The organism is Solibacillus sp. FSL W7-1324, assembly GCF_038008025.1.
In the GTDB taxonomy this organism is placed as follows: Bacteria; Bacillota; Bacilli; order Bacillales_A; family Planococcaceae; genus Solibacillus.
The window spans coordinates 2,754,079-2,775,526 of the sequence record NZ_JBBOYH010000001.1 but is presented as its reverse complement, the minus strand read 5'-3'; the positions used below and the strand labels follow the sequence as shown (position 1 = coordinate 2,775,526).

Genomic DNA, 21,448 nt, shown 5'->3' with positions numbered 1-21,448 from the left:
ACAGCTACATTCTACCGGTGCTTTTGTTATAATAAGTGTTTAGTAGAAAGAGGAGATTTATTATGACAAAACCACATTTATTAATAGTTGATGGTATGGCGCTATTATTTCGTTCATTTTTTGCGTCAGCTGCAATGAATCAATTTATACGTTTAGATGACGGGACACCATCAAATGGTGTTCAAGGCTTTGCCCGTCATGTATTGACAGCACAAAATCTGATGCAGCCGACACATTTAGCGGTATGCTGGGATATGGGCGCAGTGACATTCCGTAATGACCTGTATGATGGCTATAAAGCAAATCGACCTGCACCACCTGAAGAGATGCTGCCGCAATTTGATATGGCGAAAAGAGTATCGGAAATGATCGGATGGCAGAATTTTGGTACACAAGGTCTAGAAGCGGATGACTTAATCGGCTCAATGGTCGAAAAGTGGAAAGACGAAGCACAAATTACTGTAATTAGCGGAGATAAAGATTTACTGCAATTACTAAACCCTTCAACAACAATTGCCTTAACGAAAAAAGGCTATACAGAATATGATGTGTATACAGAAAACCGATTTGTAGAGGAATATGGCATTGCGCCAAAACAATTCGCGGAAGTTAAAGCGTTTATGGGGGACTCGAGTGACGGTTACCCGGGTGTAAAGGGGATTGGACCGAAAACAGCGTTACAGCTTATTCAAAACCATGGTTCTATTGATGGCGTATTAGAAGCCTTGCCAACATTAAAACCGGGTCAACGTATTAAAATCAGTGAGAACGAAGCAATGTTACGTTTATCGCATCAATTGGCTACAATCCATTGTGATGTACCGATTGACGTAGAGCTGGATCAATTAGCTTTATCTCCATATGCACCAGAGCTGTTTAATCATATTGAACAGCATGGCTATCGACTTATTGCGAAGCATGCACGTTCTATTTATAAATAAATGTAAAGAGGCTGCGCACATCTGCGCAACCTCTTTTTAATGGGAAGTGATACGTTCCCCTTTGACTTTTACAAGCGCCACATCCACTTTCCGAATAGTAGACTCGTCAAGAGGAATTTTCCCATCTTGCTCATACTTTTTCCATGTTTTCAAATTTTTTCGGTACAATATTTCAGATAACCGGTATATATCGGAGTCAAATTCTAATGAAGCTTTATAGGTTTGCTCGATTTCTTTTTTTACTTGCTCCTTAATCTTACTTTCTAATAAATCCATTTTATTTTGATTAAGTATTTCATTTGTTTGAACAATCAACTGAACTTGTAAATCAAATTGCACATTACTTTCGGAAACAATTGGTGTAATTTTAGAACGCACTTCGTCAACGGTTGTCGTTGTATATAATTCTTCAAATTCTTCCGTCTTAACGGTAATATCTGAGCGGTCTGTTTCATTCTCTAGCCATTGAACACCTTTTAGGTCGTCGCCTAATAAGTTCCCTTTTAAACCAGAGTTCTTACCGAGAATGCTTATGCCTTTAAATGAATAGACAGGATCTGGTCCATCTTCCTTTGACCAGTTTTCGCTAATTTCGATAAATGGTATATTGGCTTCATGACTAGGTTCATTCAAATGAATCATAAGTTCCCGTAATTGTATAGGACGGACCCGGGATGACTGATTAAATGAACTGAGCGGGTCGGATACCTTTGAAAGGGTAATGGATTTATTAATAATGGGTGTGATGAGCAAAGCTTCCTTAAGTGGTGAATCTGTAATATAAGCCCAAGTTGTATACCTCCATTCCTTGTATCGGATAAGGGAATTGATAACAGGTTCTACTTTACCTTCCTTTGCGATATTTTCCGAAAAGAGAACATAGTTTAAATGCCCTAAAAAGAAGCGCTCATCCATCGTTTGATATAAATTAAAAAATGCTTCATCAAATGTCTTTCCTTTGGCAATCCCAACTTCAGCCTGCGTAGCTTCCGGGTTTGGCTGTTCGCTTTTAGCAATATTAGTGAAAGCAACAACTTGACTATAAATTTCATATTGACCATCTTTATAATCGATTCCTAGGCCAAGTAAATAATACATACGTTCAGGCTGATTTGTATCCCAGCAGCCAGCAACTAAAAGTAACAATGGAAATAAAAGCAATTTTTTCATTTTGTTTTTTCCTTTGTTTTATCTTTAACATTTAATACTTCCGGTCGTTTAGTGTTCGAAGTTGCTGGTGGACGGAAAAGGGACATTTTTATATTATCCCAGCTCAAATTGACTGCTATATTTAAATAAGGAACACCAAATACACGGATATTTGCGATATAAACAAGGCAAATATAGATCGATAAGAAGAAACCGAAAAGTCCTAAAATCGATGTAATAAGAATAAATACAATTCTCAGCATGCTGATCGTCGTAACGAAGGACTGATTGACAAGTGTAAAGGTAGCAATCGTTGAAATGGCTATGACAACAATCATTGCCGGACTAGTAATCCCAGCTCGAATGGCTGCATCACCTATAATTAACCCTCCTACAACACTGATCGTTCCACCTAAAATACTCGGTAAGCGTAATCCCGCTTCACGAAATAACTCAAACATAAAAAGCATTCCAAGCATTTCTATAGCTGCAGGAAGCGGGGAGCCCGTATTGGTTTGTACAACTGTCGCAAGTAATTGAATTGGGAGCTGCTCTGGATGGAATGTTGTTAACGCAAGCCAAAAAGCCGGTAGTAAAAGCGCTATTAATATGCAGAATAAACGTAATAATCTTTCTAACGAGCTGAATATGGATGGGAAATCATTATCCTCTCCGGACTTTAATAATGATAGAATATTGGTGGGCGTGATAATTGCGTATGCAATTCCGTCTACTAAAATGATAAATCGTCCAGTAACGAGTGATTGCATCGCAAAATCAGGACGAGCTGTAGAATCATTTAAAGGAATTAAATATGAAATTTTATTCATCCGTTCCATTATTAATTCACCACTTAAAATAACATCTGTATCGATTTCAGAGAGTTGTTTTTTTAATTGTTTCAAGATAGATAAATCTGCAATGTCATTAAAATATAAAATAGCGATCTTTGTTTTTGAACGTGTCCCTAACGTTATCTTTTCAACATTTAATGAATTCGTAGGCAGACGTTTGCGGATAAGAGCAATATTTACACCTAAATCTTCAATGAAGTTATCACGTGGACCTTTAATAGTTACTTCTAAGTTTGATTCCTCAGGGCTTCGATTAGGCTTGTTTTCAATATTGCTGCATAACAGTATATTTAAATTCTCGATATAAATAAGAACAAATCCGCTAAATACATTCGTAACAGCTTCTTGCAAACCTTCAATTTTCAGTAGCTGGGGAAGATGCAATTTCTGCATTAATACTGCCTCATCAAATTGTTCCTTTTGTTGGCATGCCATTCTTAATCGGGGTACGACTACTTCATTGAATAAATGATTATCTGTCATCGCTTCACAGGTGATGAGCATAACGTTGCTTGCAGGAAAGTTAAATGTTTGAAAGCGAATATCAGCACAATTATCAAATTGCTTTTTTAAGGTAGCGTATTCAATCATTATATTCCAACTTTCGCTTTTGTTTTCGATTTGCTAATATAAAGAGAATAATTGAAAGTACGAAAAAGAATAACGTAGTACTTATTAGAAAATATTGCCCCTTTCATTTGCTAAATATACTGTCATCAAGTAAATAAAGAGGCAGTGAGCAAAAAACAAAGATCGGAAAAATATATTCCCAAACTTTCTTCTTTTGACCAGTGAGCCCTAATAGCTCGATTGTTATGAATAATATAAAACCAATACGGACAAATGCTCCTGTAAGCCACTGGTAAATAGAAAAGAAATCGATATGGTTTATAAAGCTTCCGATTGAGGCAATTCGCCATTCTTCAAATGCGGGGTAGCGCTGTTTAGCAGCCTCAGTTGGTCCAAATTCGGCAATTGCCCCCAATAAGGGACCTAGTGTTAATCCAAATAGTAAAAAGAGCATGATTAATAAATGCCAAAATTTAAGCTTTGTTTTAAAGTGCTGCTGAATAAAAACGAGCAAATAAAGCTCAATAAAGCCGGAAGCAGGATAGACCATCGATTTGAAAACCGGTGTAAATCCATGCTCGAAAAATGGCTGCAGCAATGCATAGTCTTTCACTTGAATATTAACAAAAGCGATAAAGAAACCTAGAACTACGACAACAAACAATACGACAACATTGACCATCGTTATCGTTAATATGGAGGATGTTGCCAGTAAAAGGCATACAACAGTAAAAAAGAAAAACAAAAGCAATGGCGGCGTTTGCAGCAAAAAAGTTGTTGAAACCCATTGTAATGTTTCATGCATTGTAATAACGGCCATGAGAAGTAAGTAAAAAGCAATGATAAAGATAAGCACTTTACCCAGCTTAGGGTAATTGTTTAGTAAATACGTACGAAGAGACTCTTCTTTTATTTTTTTTATTGTAATAAGAGGAAGAACTAACCAGGGAATCATCAAAAATATTGAAAAAATAACAGAAAACCAAACATCACGACCTGCTCCATGTAATAAGGATGGAATAATTGTGACGTGGTTTTTTAATCCGATGAATGTCATCGTTAAAAAAATAATATGTAAAAGACTAATAGAGCCAACTGATTTCATAATGTATCCTCGCAGTTTTTTTTACAGTAATAGCCAATCGACTAATCATTTATTCAGAAAAAAGAAAACAGCACTAGCATAAATGCTAATGCTGCTCCTTTTCGATTTTAACGAAGCTTAATATTTTGCGGTTGTCATCATACTTAAAAGTTCGGATTTGACTGTCACGATTGCGGCCTCCGTTATCATGAATGGTTAAGTATAGTTCATCGTCTTTTATTTCATAACCAATTAAAGGTACCCAGTGGTATTTATAGAGAGGGGTATAACTTTTCAAAAACTGCCCGGTAAAATACACATCAAACTTCATCGCTACCGGATTACCTAAGCGTAATTGCTCAATCGCCTGGGTTAATGTACATTCCTCGATACACCAGTCATCACCGAGTAATCGACGCAAGTTTCTGATCATCCGCCATTTAAAAAGTCCGATTTTTGTCCCGCCTAAAAATTTATAAAGTTCATTTACATCTTTTGTGCGGATTGTTTCATCTTCGCATAAGTAATTCAAAATAACGTGTGCAGTCGTAGGGCCGCATGCCGAGTTTTGATATTCAGGCCGGATATCCGAACTATATTGTGACCTGCCATTTACATTTAATAATACTCGCATACTCAAAACCTCCAAATTGTTATAAAGTAGTTTAATACCCACAATTAGAAAAAAATATCATAAAAAGTTGAAACTATAAATAATACAGCTCCGTCTAACGGTCAGCAATTAAAACAAAGGGGGGAAGAAAATGGAGCTTGAAGTGTTTATAAGAACACATGGCGAGGAATTGCTTCGACTTTCCTATACATACGTGAAAAATAAAGAAATGGCAGAAGATATTGTACAGGACGTGCTGTTAAAAGCTTATGAGCAGCGTGGGCAATTTCGTGGCGATGCGAGTTACCGAACGTATTTATATCGAATGACGATTAATCGTAGTTATGATTATTTACGCAGCTGGAGCTACAAAAATACCATTTTAACAAATAAAATTCAGGGAATCTTTAAAGGTACCAAATCTGCTGAACAGCAAGTGCTTGAACGAAGCGAAAATCAAATACTGGGAAATCTAGTTTTGGAGCTGCCGATTAAATACCGTGAAATTATCATTCTCTATTATTATAAGGAAATGAAAATCGACGAAATCGCACATTTATTATCAATTTCGGACAATACCGTGAAAACTAGGCTGAGGCGTGGACGCGAGAAGTTAAGAGAACAATTAAAAGGTGGTGAATGGCATGACGAATTCTCAAGTGAAGCAAGCAATTGATGAAACAATTGGCAGCGAATCGCTCATGGATGAAGCATTTGTACAAAAAGTAATGCAAAAAAAGCAACGTAAAAAACCTCTGCCATTTTTACAGCCAGCCATCGTTGTTCTACTAATGCTTGCGGTTGGTGCCGTGCTGTATTTCACTCCGAATCAAACGATACAGGCTGTTGAAATTGAAACTTCATACTTGGAGGAGCATGATGAACAGTTAGTTGCCGACTTTTACGAAGCGATTATTCAAAAAGATAATAAAGCATTGGCAAAGTTATCTACGGTTAACAGCGAACAGGCTTATAAACGATATTCTATATTTGAATTCAATAATCCTGTTGAAGTAATTAAAACAATGGATACTGAAAAATCGATTACTCTTTTTCTGAAGCTGCAGGCGAATGATATCCAGTATTTAGATAAACTCGTCATTAATAAGGAAGCCGGAATGATTGAGTTGGACGTAAGCCAATCAATGACGCTTTACAATGAAAATATTGAACTGCCAAAAGAATTTTTACTGGATTATAAAGAAGCACCCTACGCTCCGGTTTTAGAGAATTTTGAATTGGATTTAGATGGAGCGAAAGTTCAAAAGGTGAATGGACATATCTTGTATCAAATTCCAACGAAAGAGGGGACTTGGCGAGTATTAGAAACACCGGAAGGGAAACGACTCGATTTAAATGTTGCAAGTGACCAACCGACAGTAGTTATAACCGGTACTAATGATCAGTTTTTCATTATGGATACTTTGGTAAATGACACAACATATATTTACAGAAATAAAAATGGGGATTATCAAATTGTTACAGGTCAACTTAGTTACCAAGGTGTGACAACGTATGCAACGGATTTCCATGAAGAACCAGTATTAATAATTGGTGGAGAAGAGCCTAAAGTTATTACAATTGAAGATGGACAAATGATATACGCGAATATTTTCGAAAGGGCAAACCTTGATCATCCGTCAGCATTTTATCATACAGAAAGTATTGGACCACATATACTTGTCGAATATAGTGATGACTCGCACCAATTATCGACCTATTATTCATTTACTGAGAAAGAGATTTATACAGATCAGCGTAAAATAGGTCTACTTGAAGCGAGACCGGAACATTTTAATGATATGTCAATTGCCAATCGATATAATGACCAACTTATTTATATTTTTAATGATAATACGATCCATTATCGAGGCAATACGTTGTCAGGCGAATTAATAGAGGAAACGTACACAAACATCCAAATTGAAACGAGGGACAATCAATACTTTATAACCGGTGATGATGGTTTTAGCTGGACATTAACCCGAACAGCACCGCGCATATTAAAAGATGAAAAGGGGATTGAATATACCGTCCCTATTGATTTAGATGATTTACCCGGAATAGAAAATAATAAATAAAAAAACAAAAACTACCTCAAGCTATTGGGGTAGTTTTCGTCTGTTTAAATTTAGCTGCATAAACCAACTGATTTGTTTTCGTATTGGGCATCATCCAATGCTTTCACCATAAAGTGAGCTACGCTGGCTCTTGGAATCGAGCTTGAACCTTTCGGAACTGTATCGACTACTTCTTTATAATCGGTTTTTAACGGTTCATCTTTTAAGCCCATTGGACGTGCGATTGTGTACGTAATGTCTTTTGTTTTGTAATAGTTAAGCGCTGCACGGTGATCGGCTAATGGATTTGCGAGCATTTTCATCATCAATTTACCCATCACACCTGGAATTTCTCCGTCTACACCAGCTGAAGCACAGTAAACTAAACGTTTTACGCCTGCTTTTTCCATACCGTCTGCAATGTTTTTACCCATTGTCTCAAGTTCATTGGATTTTTTTACCCCTGTACTAGAACCTAAACATGAAATGACTGCATCATGACCGAAGACCGCATCGGCCACTTGGTCCGCGTTAAATGCATCGCCTTGAATAATCGTTACATTTTTAGTTTTTAATTTTTCAGGTGTACGTACAAATGCGGTAACTGTATGACCAGCTGTAACAGCCATTTCAACAAAATGCTGCCCAACGCCACCAGTCGCCCCGAATACAATAATTTTCATAATTAATGGCCTCCTTTTAGTGCTGTTTTTTGTATTTTAATACCTTTCCACATAAAAGTAAGGAGAATAGTGAAAATTAATATGATTAAACCTGCGATAAACGGGTATAGGATATCGATGTCATATAATGCGCCTGCAAGAAGAGGGCCCATAATATTACCGATGCTCATATAGGCATTGTTCATACCCATTGCAAATCCTTGCTCATTACCCGCCATTTTTGAAATTAATGTCGTCAATACAGGACGTAAAATGGATGTCGCTAAGAATATTAGTAATGAAATTGCAAAGAACATTGTGTAGCTTCCTGCGATAATTGACAGGAAGAAGCCGGAAGCGGTAACGATTAAAAATAATTTTAATACATTTACTTCACCGATTGCTTTTACAAGGCGATCCACTACAAATAATTGCATAATCACACCGACTAATCCTGTTGATGTTACCATGAAGGCAATTTCCTGTGGTGTTGCGCCAAATTTATCATCTACATAAAGCCCTAGAACCGTTTCATAAGACATTAAACCGAAGCTCATGATCAGTGTAATGATGAGTGGAATAAAGAACGGCTTTTTAACGGATAAAATAATATCCTTTACCATTGATGTATTTTCACCTTGTGGAATTTCGACTTTCTCTTCCTGGCTCTCCGCCAATGTAAAGTAAGAAACGACAAACGCAACAAGTCCGACTACCGCCGAAACAAGTAACGGTGTTTTAAGTCCGAAATCCGCTAAAAAACCTCCAATACCTGGTCCGATTACAATACCAAGTGACATCGAGGCTGAAATAAAACTATTTCCTTTTGCACGCTGTTCCATTGTTGTAATATCTGCTACATATGCGAAAATCGCAGGAATCAAAAATGCACAGCCGATTCCGCCGATAGCACGTGATAAGTAAAGCAGCCATATTGAATCAGCAAAGTAGAAAAGAAACATCGAAATAGCTAGCGTAAGTAGTCCGATATTAATGAGCGGGCGACGACCATACTTATCCGTCCATTTCCCCCCGATAGGTGATACTAAAAATTGTGCGAATGCAAAAATCGCAATGATTAATCCTGCAGCTGTTCCGCCTTGCCCAATTTCTTTTAAATAGGCAGGGATAATTGGAATGATAATCCCGAAACTCCCAACAGCAATAAACATGTTAAGCATAAGTAAAGCGAGCTTTTTTCGTTGATCTGACGTCATAAATTTTCCTTTCTTACAATAAAATTTCACGTAATCCATTGTAATTAAAAAACCGCATTATGACTAGCGCTTTAACTTATAAAAATAAACAAAATAAATCCAAAAGCGGTAAACTTTTGGATTCATTCGTTACTACATATTATGCTTGTGCGTTTAAGAATTCTTCTACTTGTGCAGGTGATTTTGCATTAGCACTATGTAAGTGTGCTAATTTCTCGCCATTTTTGAAGATTAGTAATGATGGAATCCCCATTACTTGATATTTTTCCGCTAAATCCGGGAAGTTATCACGGTTGATTGAATACCAATCATATTGATTGTACTCTTCAATAATTGGATCGATAAACATATCCATACGTGTGCAGTCCGGGCACCAGCCAGCGAAGAATTTTACGATTACTGGTTTTTCATTGCTTGTTAGTTCTGTGAATTGTTCAATTGTTGTAATTTCTTGCATATTAATCACGCTCCTTATGCCCATTGTACACGATTGTAACAGCTTACGAAAAGTAATTTAGCTTAATATATGTACCTTCTAGCAATAAAAATATAAGAATAATAATTTTATTTAAAATTTCGAGAAAATTATTGCTTAAATTGCCAAAATAATCTACACTAAGAACAGAAAAGCTGTTTGAAGTTTTTTTTTGATTTCAAAATGAATGACTGTTCATTCAAGGGAGAAGGGGGAAGTGCTCGTGTCTTACAAAATTGAAAAAGTAGCGGTTTTAGGTTCAGGGGTAATGGGTTCAGGGATTGCAGCACATTTGGCGAATATCGGGATTCCTACATTGTTATTGGATATCGCTCCTAGCGAACTAACAAAGGAAGAAGAAGCTAAGGGGTTAACACTTGATTCAAAACCTGTGAAAAATCGATTTGCAGTTTCGGCAATGCAAAAATTACTAAAGCAAAAACCAGCACCACTTTCATCGAAAAAAAATCTAGCATTAATTACACCAGGTAACTTTGACGATGATTTAGAAAAACTGAAAGATGTTGACTGGATTATTGAAGTAATTGTAGAAAGATTAGATATTAAAAAAGGCTTATTTGAAAAGATTGATGCGGTACGTAAACCAGGCACAATCATTTCATCAAATACATCAGGGGTTAGTATTAACGCAATGGCGGAAGGGCGTTCAGAAGATTTCCAGGCGCATTTCCTTGGAACACATTTCTTCAACCCGCCACGCTATTTAAAATTACTTGAGATCATTCCGGCTAACACGACAAAACCGGAAGTTGTAAGTTTCATGCAAACATTCGGCGAGGATGTATTAGGTAAAGGTGTTGTTATCGCAAAAGACACACCGAACTTTATCGCGAACCGAATCGGAACATACGGCTTGATCGTAACAATGAACGAAATGATTGCACGTAACTATACAGTAGGTGAAGTAGATTCAGTAACAGGTCCACTAATCGGCCGTCCGAAATCTGCAACATTCCGTACATTGGACGTTGTTGGTCTTGATACTTTTGCACATGTTGCAACAAATGTATATGACCAGACAACAGGTGAAGAACAGGCAGTATTTGAAGAATCACCTATTTTAAAGAAAATGATCTCAAATGGCTGGATCGGTGCAAAATCGGGCCAAGGTTTCTTCAAAAAAGTAGGAAAAGAAATTCTGCAATTGAATTTATCGACATTTGAATATGAACCGACTACTAAACTAGTTGCTCCGTCACTAGAAATGGCAAAACAAGCGAAAGGTCCAGGAGGTAAATTAAAAGTTTTAATTTATGCTAATGACCGCGTAGGGGAACTATTATGGAATTCATTCGCACCGACATTAATTTACTCTGGAAAATTAGTAGGTGAAATTGCAGACGATATCGTTGCAATCGACAATGCGATGAAATGGGGCTTCGGCTGGGCTCAAGGTCCATTCGAAATGTGGGATGCAATCGGCGTAGAAAAATCAGTCGCTAAAATGAAAGAAGAAGGCCGTGAAATTCCCGAATTCGTTACTGGCTTATTAGAAAAGGGTCTGAAAACATTCTATTCGGAAATCGATGGCGATCTAGCTTACTACAACGGTTCAGAATACGTAAAAGTACCGGTGAACGAAAAAGCAATCGACTTAAGACGCTACAAGAAGAAACACGGTGTGATCAAATCAAATTCAGGTGCAAGCCTAATCGATTTAGGTGATGGAATCGCATTACTTGAATTCCACTCAAAATCAAATGCAATCGGTTTAGACATTGTTCAAATGATCAACTATGCGATTGATGAAGTGGAGAAAAACTTTAAAGGTCTCGTAATCGGGAACCAAGGCAAAAACTTCTGTGTCGGTGCAAACCTTGCCATGATTTTAATGGAAGCACAAGATGATAACATTTTCGAACTGGACTTTGTTATTAAGTCATTCCAGCAGGCAATGCGCCGTATTAAATATTCTACAAAACCGGTTGTTGCGGCACCATTCCAAATGGCGTTAGGTGGCGGAGCGGAAGTATGTTTACCGGCTGCACATATTCAAGCATCGGCTGAAACATATATGGGTCTTGTAGAAGTAGGTGTCGGCTTAATCCCAGGAGGCGGCGGTAACTTAGGTCTTTACCAAAAGTTCATCAAAGGCTTGCCAAATGGCGTAGATGTAGACTACCAGCAAATTGCGAATAAAGTATTCGAAACAATTGCAATGGCAAAAGTTTCGACTTCTGGTGAAGAAGCGCGTGAAAATAACTTCCTGGACTTTGCAGACGGTATTTCAGTAAATCCGGATCACTTAATCTATGATGCAAAACAAGCAGCACTTGCACTTGCAGAAGCAGGCTATACACCACCAGTGAAAAAGCCGGTGAAAGTAGTAGGCGCACCAGGTTATGCAACATTACTGTTAGGTGCTCAAGGAATGTTCGATTCAGGCTATATTACAGAGCATGATTTGAAAATCGCGAAGAAACTTGCATATGTAATCGCGGGCGGTAAAGTACCATACGGAACAGAAGTTTCTGAAGAGTACTTATTAAACCTGGAAAAACAAGCATTCTTAGAACTGGTTGCAGACCAAAAATCACAAATGCGTATGCAGCACATGCTTGTAAAAGGAAAGCCATTACGTAACTAAAAATGATTGATGACTAAGGCATTTTAAATACACATTTAGTTGATTGGAATGTAGGCGACGACTCCTGGAGAAAGCGTTCGCCGAAATGGAAATCAACGGGTATGTCTAGAATATTTTGCCGGCAACTAGCTTACGAGTTTACTTGCTGGCTAATCACAAGGGGGAAACATCATTATGCGTGAAGCCGTTATCGTTGCAGGAGCACGAACACCAATCGGACGTGCGAAAAAAGGATCACTTGCGAACACTCGTCCAGATGATTTTGGTGCAGTAGTAGTAAAAGAAGCATTAAAGCGCGCGGGCTATGAAGGTCCGGTTGATGATTTAATTATGGGATGTGCAATGCCAGAAGCAGAACAAGGGATGAACGTTGCCCGCTTAGTTGGGGCATTGGCAGGATTACCGGATGAAACACCGGCATTAACAGTGAACCGTTTCTGTTCATCAGGGCTACAAACAATTGCCTATGCTGCAGAGCGTATTATGCTTGGCCATGCAAAAGCAATCGTTGCAGGTGGTACAGAATCGATGAGTATGATTCCGATGACTGGTAATACAGTTCGTTTAAACCCGAAAATTGCTGAAGATGCACCACAATACTATATCGGTATGGGTCACACAGCTGAAGAGGTAGCGAATCGTTACAATGTAACACGTGAAGAGCAGGATGCATTTGCAGTACGTTCACACGAGTTAGCTGAAAAAGCGATTAAAGAAGGCAAATTCAAAGACGAAATCGTTCCGGTTGAAGTGACGGAATATTATGTTGATGAAAACAACCAGTTAAAAGAAAAAGTGACGATTTTTGATACAGATGAAGGGGTTCGTCCAGGTACATCGGTAGAAACGTTGGCAAAATTACGTCCAGCATTCAATGTTAAAGGTTCTGTAACAGCAGGGAATGCTTCTCAAACTTCGGACGGTGCAGCAGCTGTACTAGTAATGGACCGTGAAGAAGCAGAGAAACAAGGCATGCAGCCACTAGCGAAATTCCTAGGATTTGCTGTCGGCGGAGTTCCACCGGAAGTAATGGGTATCGGACCAATCGTAGCAGTACCGAAAGCACTTGAAATTGCAGGGATTACACAAGATCAAGTAGACCTATGGGAAATTAACGAAGCATTCGCATCACAATCGATTCAAGTAGTTCGTGAGCTAGGCATTGATATGGAGAAAGTGAATGTTAACGGAGGGGCAATCGCATTAGGTCACCCACTTGGTGCAACAGGTGCGATTTTAACAGTAAAGCTGATCAATGAATTAAAACGCCGCGGCGGTAAATACGGTGTCGTAACAATGTGTATCGGCGGCGGAATGGGCGCAGCAGGGGTATTTGAAGTTCTTTAATTGTCTGGGGAAATAATAAGTGTTGTTTGTAGTGAAGGTTCGAGTGTAGCTGACGGCTGTGCCTTTCGCTACAAGCGAGCTTCCAGCGGGAAAAGCACGACGCCTGAGACTAGGAACAAAAGCTAAGGGCGCCACGTCCTGTGGCAACGCTTTTGTGACCAACATCCTGTTGGCCTCGTGCCCGCGGAAAGCGTAACCGAAACGGAAAACAACACAATAAACAATCACAAAGGAAACTAGGGAGGAATTTATAATGGCACAAACAACAAACAGCATTATTAAGGGTGGCGGCTTTTTAATCGAGGACGTGGATATTAACCGAGTAATTACACCGGAAGATTTCACAGACGAGCAAAAAATGATTGCTCAAACAACACAGGAATACGTAACGAACGAAGTATTACCAGTAGTTGAAAACTTAGAGCACCATGAGTTCGATCACTCTGTACGTCTATTAAAAACAGCAGGAGATTTAGGTTTACTAGCAGCTGACGTTCCTGAAGAATACGAAGGCTTAGGCTTAGACAAAATTTCTTCTGCATTAATCGCAGAAAAAATGTCACCGGCTGGCGGTTTCTCAATTACGCACGGTGCCCATGTTGGGATCGGTTCATTACCAATCGTATTATTCGGTAACCATGAGCAAAAAACGAAGTACCTACCGAAGTTGGCTTCAGGTGCTTTAATCGCAGCATATGCATTAACAGAGCCAGGTTCAGGTTCGGATGCATTAGGTGCTAAAACAACTGCTAAGTTAAATGAAGCAGGAACACATTACGTATTAAATGGTGAAAAACAATGGATTACAAATGCAGGCTTTGCAGATGTATTCGTTGTATACGCGAAAATCGATGGCGATAAATTTACAGCATTCATCGTTGAGCGTTCATTCCCAGGTGTTTCTGTAGGTCCTGAAGAGAAGAAAATGGGGATTAAATCATCTTCAACTCGTACATTAATTTTGGAAGACGCAGAAGTACCTGTAGAAAACTTACTAGGTGAAGTAGGCCGCGGTCATATTATCGCGTTCAACATTTTAAATATCGGACGTTATAAATTAGGAGTAGGTACGGTAGGTGCATCTAAACGTGCATTTGAATTAGCAGTTGCTTATACAAACCAACGCCAACAATTCAAAACAAAATTATCGGACTTCAACTTAACAAAAGAAAAGATCGCATCAATGGCTTCTCACATTTATGCATCTGAATCGTTAAACTACCGTACAGTTGGTTACTTCGAAGACCGTTTAAGCCAGTTATCTGATGAAGAGCAAAAAGACGGCAAATCAATTGCAGCAGCAATCGCTGAATATGCAATTGAGTGCTCAATCGCAAAAGTATTCGGTTCTGAAACATTGGATTTCGTAGCGGATGAAGCGGTTCAGTTACACGGTGGTTACGGCTTTATGGCTGAGTACGAAGTAGAACGCATTTACCGCGACTCTCGTATTAACCGTATTTTTGAAGGTACAAACGAAATTAACCGTATGATCGTACCAGGCACATTCATGAAAAAAGCATTAAAAGGTGAGTTACCACTATTACAAGTAGCACAAGAACTTCAAAACGAACTATTAATGCTTATGCCTGAAGAAATCGGTCAAGGTGCATTAGAGCAAGAGAAATACTTAGTGAAAAATGCTAAGAAGATCGCAGTACTTGCAGCAGGTGCAGCAGCACAACGCTACGGTGCAAAACTGGATGCAGAGCAAGAATTGTTAGTGAACATCGCGAACATTGCAAACCAATTATACGCAATGGAATCTGCAGTAATCCGTACACAAAAAGCTATCGAGCGTGACGGTGAAGAAAAAGCAGCACAAAAAATTCTTTACACTCAAATTTTCTGTCAGGAAGCATTCGCAGAAATCGAAAAAGAAGCAAAAGAAACATTAATCGCTTCAGTTGAAGGTGACGATGCACGTATGATTTTATCAGCATTACGTAAATTAACGCGCAACAACCCTTACAACTTAATTCCGAAAAAACGTGAAGCTGCAGCGAAACTAATCGAAGCAGAAAAGTATGTAGTTTAATAAAGACTGTCATCGGGTGCATGAAAGTGCACCCGATTTTTCTGTCGTTTTCTAACAAATCGTAAAATGTTCCAATATAATTTCAGAAATTCTAATATATCTTGGAACTTCTAATATAAGTACTATATTTTCTAATATGTCACGCAAAGGTTCAAATAAGTGAAACCGTTCTTCTAATATAAGTCCGGCATGTTCTAATATTTTCATACATCTTCTAATAAAAACCGCTCCGATCATGCGAACACATTTTTGATTTGTCCTTCTATATCCGTTACAATATAGGAAAATCCAGGGCAAAAAGGAGTACTTACATGACAGTAAAATTCATCCAATATCCAAAATGTACAACTTGTAAAAAAGCGCAAAAATGGCTAGATGAGCAAGGTGTGGACTATGAAAATATTCATATTGTAGAACAGACACCATCGAAAGAAGAACTTAAAGCCATTTACGAAGCAAGCGGTGTACCGTTGAAGAAATTCTTTAATACTTCAGGCATGAAATATCGTGAGTTAGGCCTAAAAGATAAACTACCGACAATGTCCGAAGATGAGCAATTAGAGCTATTAGCATCGGACGGTATGTTAATTAAGCGACCGATCGTTACAGATGGAAAAAAATTAACTTTAGGATTTAAGGAGTCTGACTTCTTAGAAACTTGGAAATAAACAGTTATTCACATTGTATTTCCGAACGAAATATGGCAAAATGAACTTGAATGTACTACATATAACATGGAGGTTTTCAAATGAGCACACCAAAAGAATTACGTTATTCAAAAGAGCATGAGTGGGTAAAAATTGAAGACGGTAAAGCGACAATCGGTATTACGGATTTCGCACAATCTGAATTAGGCGATATCGTATTCGTAGAGTTACCTGAAGTAGGCGATGAAATTTCAAAGGATCAGCCTTTCGGTAGTGTAGAATCTGTAAAAACAGTTTCTGAACTATATGCACCACTTTCTGGTAAAGTTGTTGCAATCAACGAAGAATTACTGGACAATCCTGAATATGTAAATGAATCACCATACGGTAATGCATGGATGGTTACTGTTGAGTTAACAAGTGAAGCAGAAGTTGAAGAATTATTAGACGCAGACGCTTACACTGCATTAATCGAACAATAAGATTAAACAATAAGACCAAACACTAAAGCCTTCTAATTAAAGGTTTTAGTGTTTTTTTGTTATTCTATATATAAAGGTGATGGATGAAAGGAAGCGTGTACTATGGGAAAATGCATCGTTGTTGAAGGACGTGCCGATAAACTGAGAATACTTCCGATATTAGCGGAAGACGTGACGATACTTTGCACGAATGGCACAATAAGTGAAGTCAATTTGATTGATTTATTGGATGAATATGAGCAAGATGAAATTACGACTATGTTTGATGCAGATAAAAACGGTGAAAAGTTACGTAAACTGATGAACCGTGCATATCCTGAAGCGACACAGCTTATCATACCTCACGAATATGTGGAAGTAGAAAAAACACCTACTAAAATCTTAAGGGATATGTTACTACAAGCAAAATTTATAGTAAACGAAGGATGACAGTATAATGGAACAATGGACGAAACAGCAGTGGGAACAGAACGTACAACAGCATGATCAGACAGCGTTTTTCTTATATACGCCGATGTGCGGCACATGTGAAGTATCGGAAAAAATGTTGGATGTAATTGAGAAATTACTCCCAGATCTCCCGCTTGGTATGGCAAATATCAATTATTTGGGAGATTTACCATATGAATTGAAAATTGAAAGTGTACCTTGTTTAATCGTTTCAGACAAGGGAGAACTAACGAATAAAATTTACGCATTTAAATCCGTACCGTTTCTGTATGAAATATTAAAAAAGTAATTGACGAAGTCTCTTTATCGTGATAAAGTAACATTCATAATAATAAAACTTAATAATGTTACTCTTATAAAGAGAGGTGGAGGGAAGTGCCCTATGAAGCCCGGCAACCAGCGTTTACGCAAAGGTGCCAATTCACACAAAGTTTAAACTTTGAAAGATGAGAGAACGGTTTACCGTATAAATGTATGTGAAACCTTTCTACTTGTCATGGTAGAAAGGTTTTTTTCATTCAACGGATGTTTTGGATGAAAAATGAACATGATTTTGAAATAGCAGGAAGGTTATTTCAATTTAGAAGGAGTACAACCGATGATTGATATACAAAATATTACTAAAGTGTATAACACGAAAAACGGTAAACTTACAGCGGTTGATAATGTAAGCTTATCGATTAACAAGGGAGAAATATACGGTATTATCGGCTACAGTGGTGCCGGTAAAAGTACAATGATCCGCCTGCTGAACGGTTTGGAAAAGCCGACAACAGGTTCTGTTGTTGTAGGTGGCCAGGATATCGCGAAAGCTTCCGGGGCAAAATTACGAGAAGCACGCCAAAAAATCAGTATGATATTCCAGCATTTCAACCTGCTTTGGTCACGTACCGTTGAAGAAAACATCGCATTTCCACTTGAAATTGCGGGTGTTTCAAAAGCTGATCGTGAAAAGCGAGTAGAAGAGCTGATTGAACTCGTTGGTTTAAAAGGAAGAGGGAAAGCGTATCCTTCTCAATTGTCAGGAGGGCAAAAGCAGCGTGTCGGCATTGCCCGAGCGTTGGCAAACAATCCGGAAGTGCTTTTATGTGATGAAGCGACATCAGCGCTTGATCCGGAAACAACGGATTCGATTTTGGAACTACTGCTCGATATTAATAAAAACATCGGACTTACAATTGTACTCATTACACATGAAATGCATGTTATCCGCAAAATCTGTAACAGAGTAGCGGTGATGGAAGCCGGAAAAGTAGTGGAACAGGGCGATGTATTGCAAGTGTTCCAGCATCCTCAAGCACCCATTACGAAAAACTTCGTATCACAGGCTTCTGGTGAAACACCGGAAACACAAGCATCACTGGAACAAATTTTTGCCAACTATCCAGGAGGCAAAATCGCCAAATTAATATTTGCCGGTGCTACGACAGAACAGCCTGTCATCTCGCAAATGATCAAGCAGTTTGACGTAGTTGTAAATATTGTGCATGGTAAAATCTCGAATACAACGGGCGGTTCGTTTGGTACATTGTTTATTCATATCAATGGCGAACCAAATGCAGTCGCGGAAGCACTGAGCTTTTTAGCGAAGCAAGAAATTCAAACGGAGGTGATTGAGCATGTTTAATCAATTATTTCCGAACGTCGACTGGGGTAAAATGCTCGACGCAACATATGAAACCATTTATATGACAGCTGTTGCGACAGTCATTACATTTATACTCGGCATTCTGATTGGGATTGTCCTATTTTTAACGAGCGACAATCAATTATGGGCTAATAAAATTGTGCACTTTTTAACAGGATCACTCGTAAATATTTTCCGGTCGATTCCATTTATCGTCTTAATCATTTTATTAATTCCGTTCACAAAGTTTTTACTTGGAACAATCCGTGGCGCCAATGCAGCATTACCTGCGCTAATTATCGGTGCAGCACCGTTTTATGCACGCATGGTATTAATAGCGTTACGAGAAATTGATAAGGGTGTTATTGAAGCAGCCCGCTCAATGGGAGCGAAAACTTCTACGATTATTTGGAAAGTATTGATTCCGGAAAGTTTACCGGCATTAATTTCAGGTATTACGGTTACAGCTGTCGCTTTAGTAGGATATACAGCAATGGCCGGCATTATCGGTGCGGGTGGTTTAGGGAACCTGGCATTCCTTGACGGTTTCCAGCGTAACCGAACAGATGTGACATTAATGGCAACTGTTTTAATTTTAGTTGTCGTATTTATTATCCAGTATATTGGGGACTTCATTACAGCAAGAGTGGACAAACGATAGTTAGTGGCTTTTTAGGCCGTAATTATAAATATTGGTGCATCGAAACAATATGGACGCAAACTTTTAAAAAGTGCGCGTCCATCAGAAAAATAATCAGAATATAAAAAAGGTTTCGATAAACTGAACAAACTAAAAAAAGGGTAGGTAAAACAGATGAAGAAATTATTATCAAGCGTTATTTTAGGAGCTTCAGTACTAGCTTTAGCAGCATGTGGCGGCGAAGATGAAAAATTAGTAGTTGGTGCATCAAATACACCACACGCAGTAATTCTTGAAAAAGTTAAACCAATTTTAGAGGAACAAGGTATCGAGCTGGAAATCGAACCTTATACAGATTACGTATTACCAAACCAGGATTTAAATAACGGTGATTTAGATGCAAACTACTTCCAGCACATTCCATACTTCGAAGCACAAAAAGCGGATTTCGATTATGACTTTGCAAATGCTGGCGGTATTCACATCGAGCCAATCGGTGTTTACTCTAAAAAATATTCATCTTTAGAAGAACTTCCTGAAGGTGCAACAATTTTACTTTCCAACTCAGTAGCAGACCACGGACGTATGCTTTCATTACTTGAAGCAGAGGGATTAATCAAGTTAGCTGAAGGAATCGATAAAACAAAAGCGGAAACAAAAGACATTGTTGAAAATCCGAAAAACTTTGTGTTCGATGCAGACACAGCAGCTGAATTATTAGTGCAAATGTACGAAAATGAAGAAGGTGACGCGGTATTGATCAACTCAAACTTCGCAATCGATAACGGCATCAACCCATTGGAAGATTCAATCGCAATCGAGTCTAGTGAATCACCATATGTAAACATTATTGCAGTTAAATCTGGCGATGAAGATTCAAAAGAAATTAAAGCATTAGTAGAAGCATTACGCTCAAAAGAAGTTCAAGACTTTATCGTTGAAGAGTGGGGCGGCTCTGTAGTACCAGTCTCAGGCGAATAAAATAATCAAAAACCCATTTTCTCTCTTAAATATACTGGAGAAAATGGGTTTTTTTACTGTGCGTCAGTACTTTATTTCTGTCCACGTCTATTATTGGAACCTTGTTAATCGAGAATAAAAATTAGATATAAATTTGACGAATACTTCTTCGGATGGGGCAAGATCTCTTGATGTCGGTGCAATGATGCCGACTGTGCGTCTTATATTAGGAATGGCGATCGGCACTTTGACGGTCATGCGCGGTGTTGAATCGTAGAGTGAACTTTCCGGTAAAAGTGTCACACCGATACCTGCCGCTACAAGCCCTTTTAATGCATCCATATCTTCTCCCTCGGTAGTAATATTCGGTATAAAACCAACAGAGCGGCATGCATCAACAGCCACTTTATTTAAAATATAACCTTCCGGAAAAAGTACAAACTGGTCATGACGCAAATCGACAAGGTTAATCGACTCTTTTTTTGCTAGTGGATGTGTTGCAGGCAACAAAGCATGGATGTTTTCACTGAACAGTACAGTCGTATTTATTGCTTCGTCTTTTGGTGGTAATGGCCCAAGCAAAGCTAAATTCAGCTCGCGATTTTTAACCGCATCAATCAAATACTTATAGGAGCCCTGTCGTAAATGGAAAGAAATGTCCGGGTATTCTTTTTTAAACGCGGAAATGACGGTCGGCAATACATAGCTTGCCAAACTTGTAGGGAAACCTATTTTAATTGTCCCTTTTGCCGGATCCAGATATTCTTCCACCTGCTTTGCAGCAAAATCAATTCCCTTGAGTGCGGTAATACAATGTTCCAAAAAAATCTTCCCGACCGGTGTCAACTTTACGTTACGCCCAATTCGTTCAAAAAGCGGTGTGCCGAGTTCTTCTTCCAAGTTGGCAATTTGTCTGCTGATTGCAGACTGGGCAACGTGTAAATGCTCCGCTGCTTCAGAAATATGCTCCCGTTCTGCCACCTCTACAAAGTAACGTAACTGTCTTAATTCCACAATTCCCACC

The 21,448-nt window shown here is 38.5% G+C and carries 21 protein-coding genes and 1 riboswitch; of the genes, 13 read left to right on the top strand and 8 right to left on the bottom strand.

Features of this window, described 5'->3' with window-relative positions; translation table 11 throughout:
• The first annotated feature begins 62 nt into the window (after nt 1-62).
• Nucleotides 63-941 carry a 5'-3' exonuclease gene (locus MKY71_RS13845; RefSeq protein WP_340732973.1) on the top strand — a complete coding sequence of 293 codons (879 nt, stop codon included), beginning with the start codon at nt 63-65 and terminating at the stop codon, nt 939-941.
• A gap of 36 nt (nt 942-977) precedes the next feature.
• On the opposite strand, the gene MKY71_RS13840 is transcribed toward MKY71_RS13845, so the two are convergent.
• The 4 genes from MKY71_RS13840 to MKY71_RS13825 all read right to left on the bottom strand — a co-directional run bounded on the left by MKY71_RS13840 (nt 978) and on the right by MKY71_RS13825 (nt 5,232).
• Nucleotides 978-2,111, bottom strand: a complete 1,134-nt coding sequence (locus MKY71_RS13840; RefSeq protein ID WP_340732972.1) for a Ger(x)C family spore germination protein — start codon at nt 2,109-2,111, stop codon at nt 978-980.
• Nucleotides 2,108-3,535, bottom strand: a complete 1,428-nt coding sequence (locus tag MKY71_RS13835; RefSeq protein WP_340732970.1) for a spore germination protein — start codon at nt 3,533-3,535, stop codon at nt 2,108-2,110. Before MKY71_RS13835 ends, MKY71_RS13840 begins: the two co-directional genes overlap by 4 nt.
• Nucleotides 3,536-3,638: 103 nt before the next feature.
• A complete protein-coding gene (locus tag MKY71_RS13830; protein ID WP_340732968.1) occupies nt 3,639-4,619 on the bottom strand; it encodes an endospore germination permease in 981 nt (326 codons plus the stop codon).
• 85 nt (nt 4,620-4,704) lie between these two features.
• A complete protein-coding gene (locus MKY71_RS13825) occupies nt 4,705-5,232 on the bottom strand; it encodes a C39 family peptidase (protein ID WP_340716104.1) in 528 nt (175 codons plus the stop codon).
• Nucleotides 5,233-5,362: 130 nt separating this feature from the next.
• On the opposite strand from MKY71_RS13825, the gene MKY71_RS13820 reads away from it, so the two are divergent.
• Together MKY71_RS13820 and MKY71_RS13815 are read left to right on the top strand one after the other, a co-directional pair.
• A complete protein-coding gene (locus MKY71_RS13820) occupies nt 5,363-5,887 on the top strand; it encodes a sigma-70 family RNA polymerase sigma factor (RefSeq protein ID WP_340732965.1) in 525 nt (174 codons plus the stop codon).
• Nucleotides 5,856-7,292: a hypothetical protein gene (locus tag MKY71_RS13815; RefSeq protein WP_340732963.1), complete on the top strand. Its 1,437-nt coding sequence runs from the start codon at nt 5,856-5,858 to the stop codon at nt 7,290-7,292. Before MKY71_RS13820 ends, MKY71_RS13815 begins: the two co-directional genes overlap by 32 nt.
• Nucleotides 7,293-7,342: 50 nt before the next feature.
• On the opposite strand, the gene MKY71_RS13810 is transcribed toward MKY71_RS13815, so the two are convergent.
• The 3 genes from MKY71_RS13810 to MKY71_RS13800 all read right to left on the bottom strand — a co-directional run bounded on the left by MKY71_RS13810 (nt 7,343) and on the right by MKY71_RS13800 (nt 9,607).
• Nucleotides 7,343-7,954, bottom strand: coding sequence for an NAD(P)-dependent oxidoreductase (locus MKY71_RS13810; RefSeq protein WP_340732962.1), 612 nt, complete (start codon nt 7,952-7,954; stop codon nt 7,343-7,345).
• A gap of 2 nt (nt 7,955-7,956) precedes the next feature.
• Entirely contained in the window at nt 7,957-9,150 is a 1,194-nt protein-coding gene (locus MKY71_RS13805; RefSeq protein ID WP_339172888.1) for an MFS transporter, read from the bottom strand.
• Between the two features lie 139 nt (nt 9,151-9,289).
• Nucleotides 9,290-9,607: a thioredoxin family protein gene (locus MKY71_RS13800; protein WP_339172886.1), complete on the bottom strand. Its 318-nt coding sequence runs from the start codon at nt 9,605-9,607 to the stop codon at nt 9,290-9,292.
• A gap of 241 nt (nt 9,608-9,848) precedes the next feature.
• On the opposite strand from MKY71_RS13800, the gene MKY71_RS13795 reads away from it, so the two are divergent.
• The 10 genes from MKY71_RS13795 to MKY71_RS13750 all read left to right on the top strand — a co-directional run bounded on the left by MKY71_RS13795 (nt 9,849) and on the right by MKY71_RS13750 (nt 20,445).
• Nucleotides 9,849-12,233, top strand: coding sequence for a 3-hydroxyacyl-CoA dehydrogenase/enoyl-CoA hydratase family protein (locus MKY71_RS13795; RefSeq protein ID WP_340732960.1), 2,385 nt, complete (start codon nt 9,849-9,851; stop codon nt 12,231-12,233).
• 174 nt (nt 12,234-12,407) lie between these two features.
• Nucleotides 12,408-13,580: an acetyl-CoA C-acetyltransferase gene (locus MKY71_RS13790; RefSeq protein WP_339172880.1), complete on the top strand. Its 1,173-nt coding sequence runs from the start codon at nt 12,408-12,410 to the stop codon at nt 13,578-13,580.
• A 253-nt stretch (nt 13,581-13,833) separates the two neighbouring features.
• Nucleotides 13,834-15,618 carry an acyl-CoA dehydrogenase family protein gene (locus MKY71_RS13785; protein ID WP_340732959.1) on the top strand — a complete coding sequence of 595 codons (1,785 nt, stop codon included), beginning with the start codon at nt 13,834-13,836 and terminating at the stop codon, nt 15,616-15,618.
• Nucleotides 15,619-15,929: 311 nt separating this feature from the next.
• Nucleotides 15,930-16,286 (top strand): arsenate reductase family protein, encoded by a 357-nt coding sequence (locus MKY71_RS13780; RefSeq protein ID WP_251690097.1) that lies wholly within the window; start codon nt 15,930-15,932, stop codon nt 16,284-16,286.
• An 80-nt stretch (nt 16,287-16,366) separates the two neighbouring features.
• On the top strand, nt 16,367-16,747 hold the full coding sequence (gene gcvH / locus MKY71_RS13775) for a glycine cleavage system protein GcvH (protein WP_008408686.1): 381 nt from the start codon (nt 16,367-16,369) through the stop codon (nt 16,745-16,747).
• Nucleotides 16,748-16,849: 102 nt separating this feature from the next.
• The gene (locus MKY71_RS13770) at nt 16,850-17,176 is read left to right on the top strand and encodes a toprim domain-containing protein (protein WP_339195575.1); all 327 of its coding nucleotides are present in this window, start codon (nt 16,850-16,852) and stop codon (nt 17,174-17,176) included.
• Nucleotides 17,177-17,183: 7 nt separating this feature from the next.
• Complete coding sequence (locus tag MKY71_RS13765; protein WP_339172869.1) at nt 17,184-17,486, top strand: thioredoxin family protein; 303 nt, start codon at nt 17,184-17,186, stop codon at nt 17,484-17,486.
• A gap of 61 nt (nt 17,487-17,547) precedes the next feature.
• Nucleotides 17,548-17,650, top strand: a riboswitch (SAM riboswitch).
• Between the two features lie 145 nt (nt 17,651-17,795).
• Nucleotides 17,796-18,824 (top strand): methionine ABC transporter ATP-binding protein, encoded by a 1,029-nt coding sequence (locus MKY71_RS13760; protein WP_340732958.1) that lies wholly within the window; start codon nt 17,796-17,798, stop codon nt 18,822-18,824.
• Entirely contained in the window at nt 18,817-19,485 is a 669-nt protein-coding gene (locus MKY71_RS13755) for a methionine ABC transporter permease (protein WP_340732956.1), read from the top strand. Before MKY71_RS13760 ends, MKY71_RS13755 begins: the two co-directional genes overlap by 8 nt.
• 153 nt (nt 19,486-19,638) lie before the next feature.
• Nucleotides 19,639-20,445: a MetQ/NlpA family ABC transporter substrate-binding protein gene (locus MKY71_RS13750; protein WP_340732955.1), complete on the top strand. Its 807-nt coding sequence runs from the start codon at nt 19,639-19,641 to the stop codon at nt 20,443-20,445.
• 90 nt (nt 20,446-20,535) lie between these two features.
• On the opposite strand, the gene MKY71_RS13745 is transcribed toward MKY71_RS13750, so the two are convergent.
• Nucleotides 20,536-21,438, bottom strand: a complete 903-nt coding sequence (locus MKY71_RS13745) for a LysR family transcriptional regulator (RefSeq protein WP_340732954.1) — start codon at nt 21,436-21,438, stop codon at nt 20,536-20,538.
• Nucleotides 21,439-21,448: the final 10 nt, after the last annotated feature.

Excerpts from the sequence above, each read along its gene's own strand:
- gcvH (WP_008408686.1), top strand. The coding sequence starts at position 16,367 with ATGAGCACACCAAAAGAATTACGTTATTCAAAAGAGCATGAGTGGGTA.
- MKY71_RS13790 (WP_339172880.1), top strand. The coding sequence starts at position 12,408 with ATGCGTGAAGCCGTTATCGTTGCAGGAGCACGAACACCAATCGGACGT.
- MKY71_RS13845 (WP_340732973.1), top strand. The coding sequence starts at position 63 with ATGACAAAACCACATTTATTAATAGTTGATGGTATGGCGCTATTATTT.
- MKY71_RS13765 (WP_339172869.1), top strand. The coding sequence starts at position 17,184 with ATGGAACAATGGACGAAACAGCAGTGGGAACAGAACGTACAACAGCAT.
- MKY71_RS13760 (WP_340732958.1), top strand. The coding sequence starts at position 17,796 with ATGATTGATATACAAAATATTACTAAAGTGTATAACACGAAAAACGGT.
- MKY71_RS13840 (WP_340732972.1), bottom strand. The coding sequence starts at position 2,111 with ATGAAAAAATTGCTTTTATTTCCATTGTTACTTTTAGTTGCTGGCTGC.
- MKY71_RS13755 (WP_340732956.1), top strand. The coding sequence starts at position 18,817 with ATGTTTAATCAATTATTTCCGAACGTCGACTGGGGTAAAATGCTCGAC.
- MKY71_RS13835 (WP_340732970.1), bottom strand. The coding sequence starts at position 3,535 with ATGATTGAATACGCTACCTTAAAAAAGCAATTTGATAATTGTGCTGAT.
- MKY71_RS13830 (WP_340732968.1), bottom strand. The coding sequence starts at position 4,619 with ATGAAATCAGTTGGCTCTATTAGTCTTTTACATATTATTTTTTTAACG.
- MKY71_RS13785 (WP_340732959.1), top strand. The coding sequence starts at position 13,834 with ATGGCACAAACAACAAACAGCATTATTAAGGGTGGCGGCTTTTTAATC.
- MKY71_RS13780 (WP_251690097.1), top strand. The coding sequence starts at position 15,930 with ATGACAGTAAAATTCATCCAATATCCAAAATGTACAACTTGTAAAAAA.
- MKY71_RS13770 (WP_339195575.1), top strand. The coding sequence starts at position 16,850 with ATGGGAAAATGCATCGTTGTTGAAGGACGTGCCGATAAACTGAGAATA.
- MKY71_RS13805 (WP_339172888.1), bottom strand. The coding sequence starts at position 9,150 with ATGACGTCAGATCAACGAAAAAAGCTCGCTTTACTTATGCTTAACATG.
- MKY71_RS13800 (WP_339172886.1), bottom strand. The coding sequence starts at position 9,607 with ATGCAAGAAATTACAACAATTGAACAATTCACAGAACTAACAAGCAAT.
- MKY71_RS13810 (WP_340732962.1), bottom strand. The coding sequence starts at position 7,954 with ATGAAAATTATTGTATTCGGGGCGACTGGTGGCGTTGGGCAGCATTTT.
- MKY71_RS13820 (WP_340732965.1), top strand. The coding sequence starts at position 5,363 with ATGGAGCTTGAAGTGTTTATAAGAACACATGGCGAGGAATTGCTTCGA.
- MKY71_RS13825 (WP_340716104.1), bottom strand. The coding sequence starts at position 5,232 with ATGCGAGTATTATTAAATGTAAATGGCAGGTCACAATATAGTTCGGAT.
- MKY71_RS13750 (WP_340732955.1), top strand. The coding sequence starts at position 19,639 with ATGAAGAAATTATTATCAAGCGTTATTTTAGGAGCTTCAGTACTAGCT.
- MKY71_RS13815 (WP_340732963.1), top strand. The coding sequence starts at position 5,856 with ATGACGAATTCTCAAGTGAAGCAAGCAATTGATGAAACAATTGGCAGC.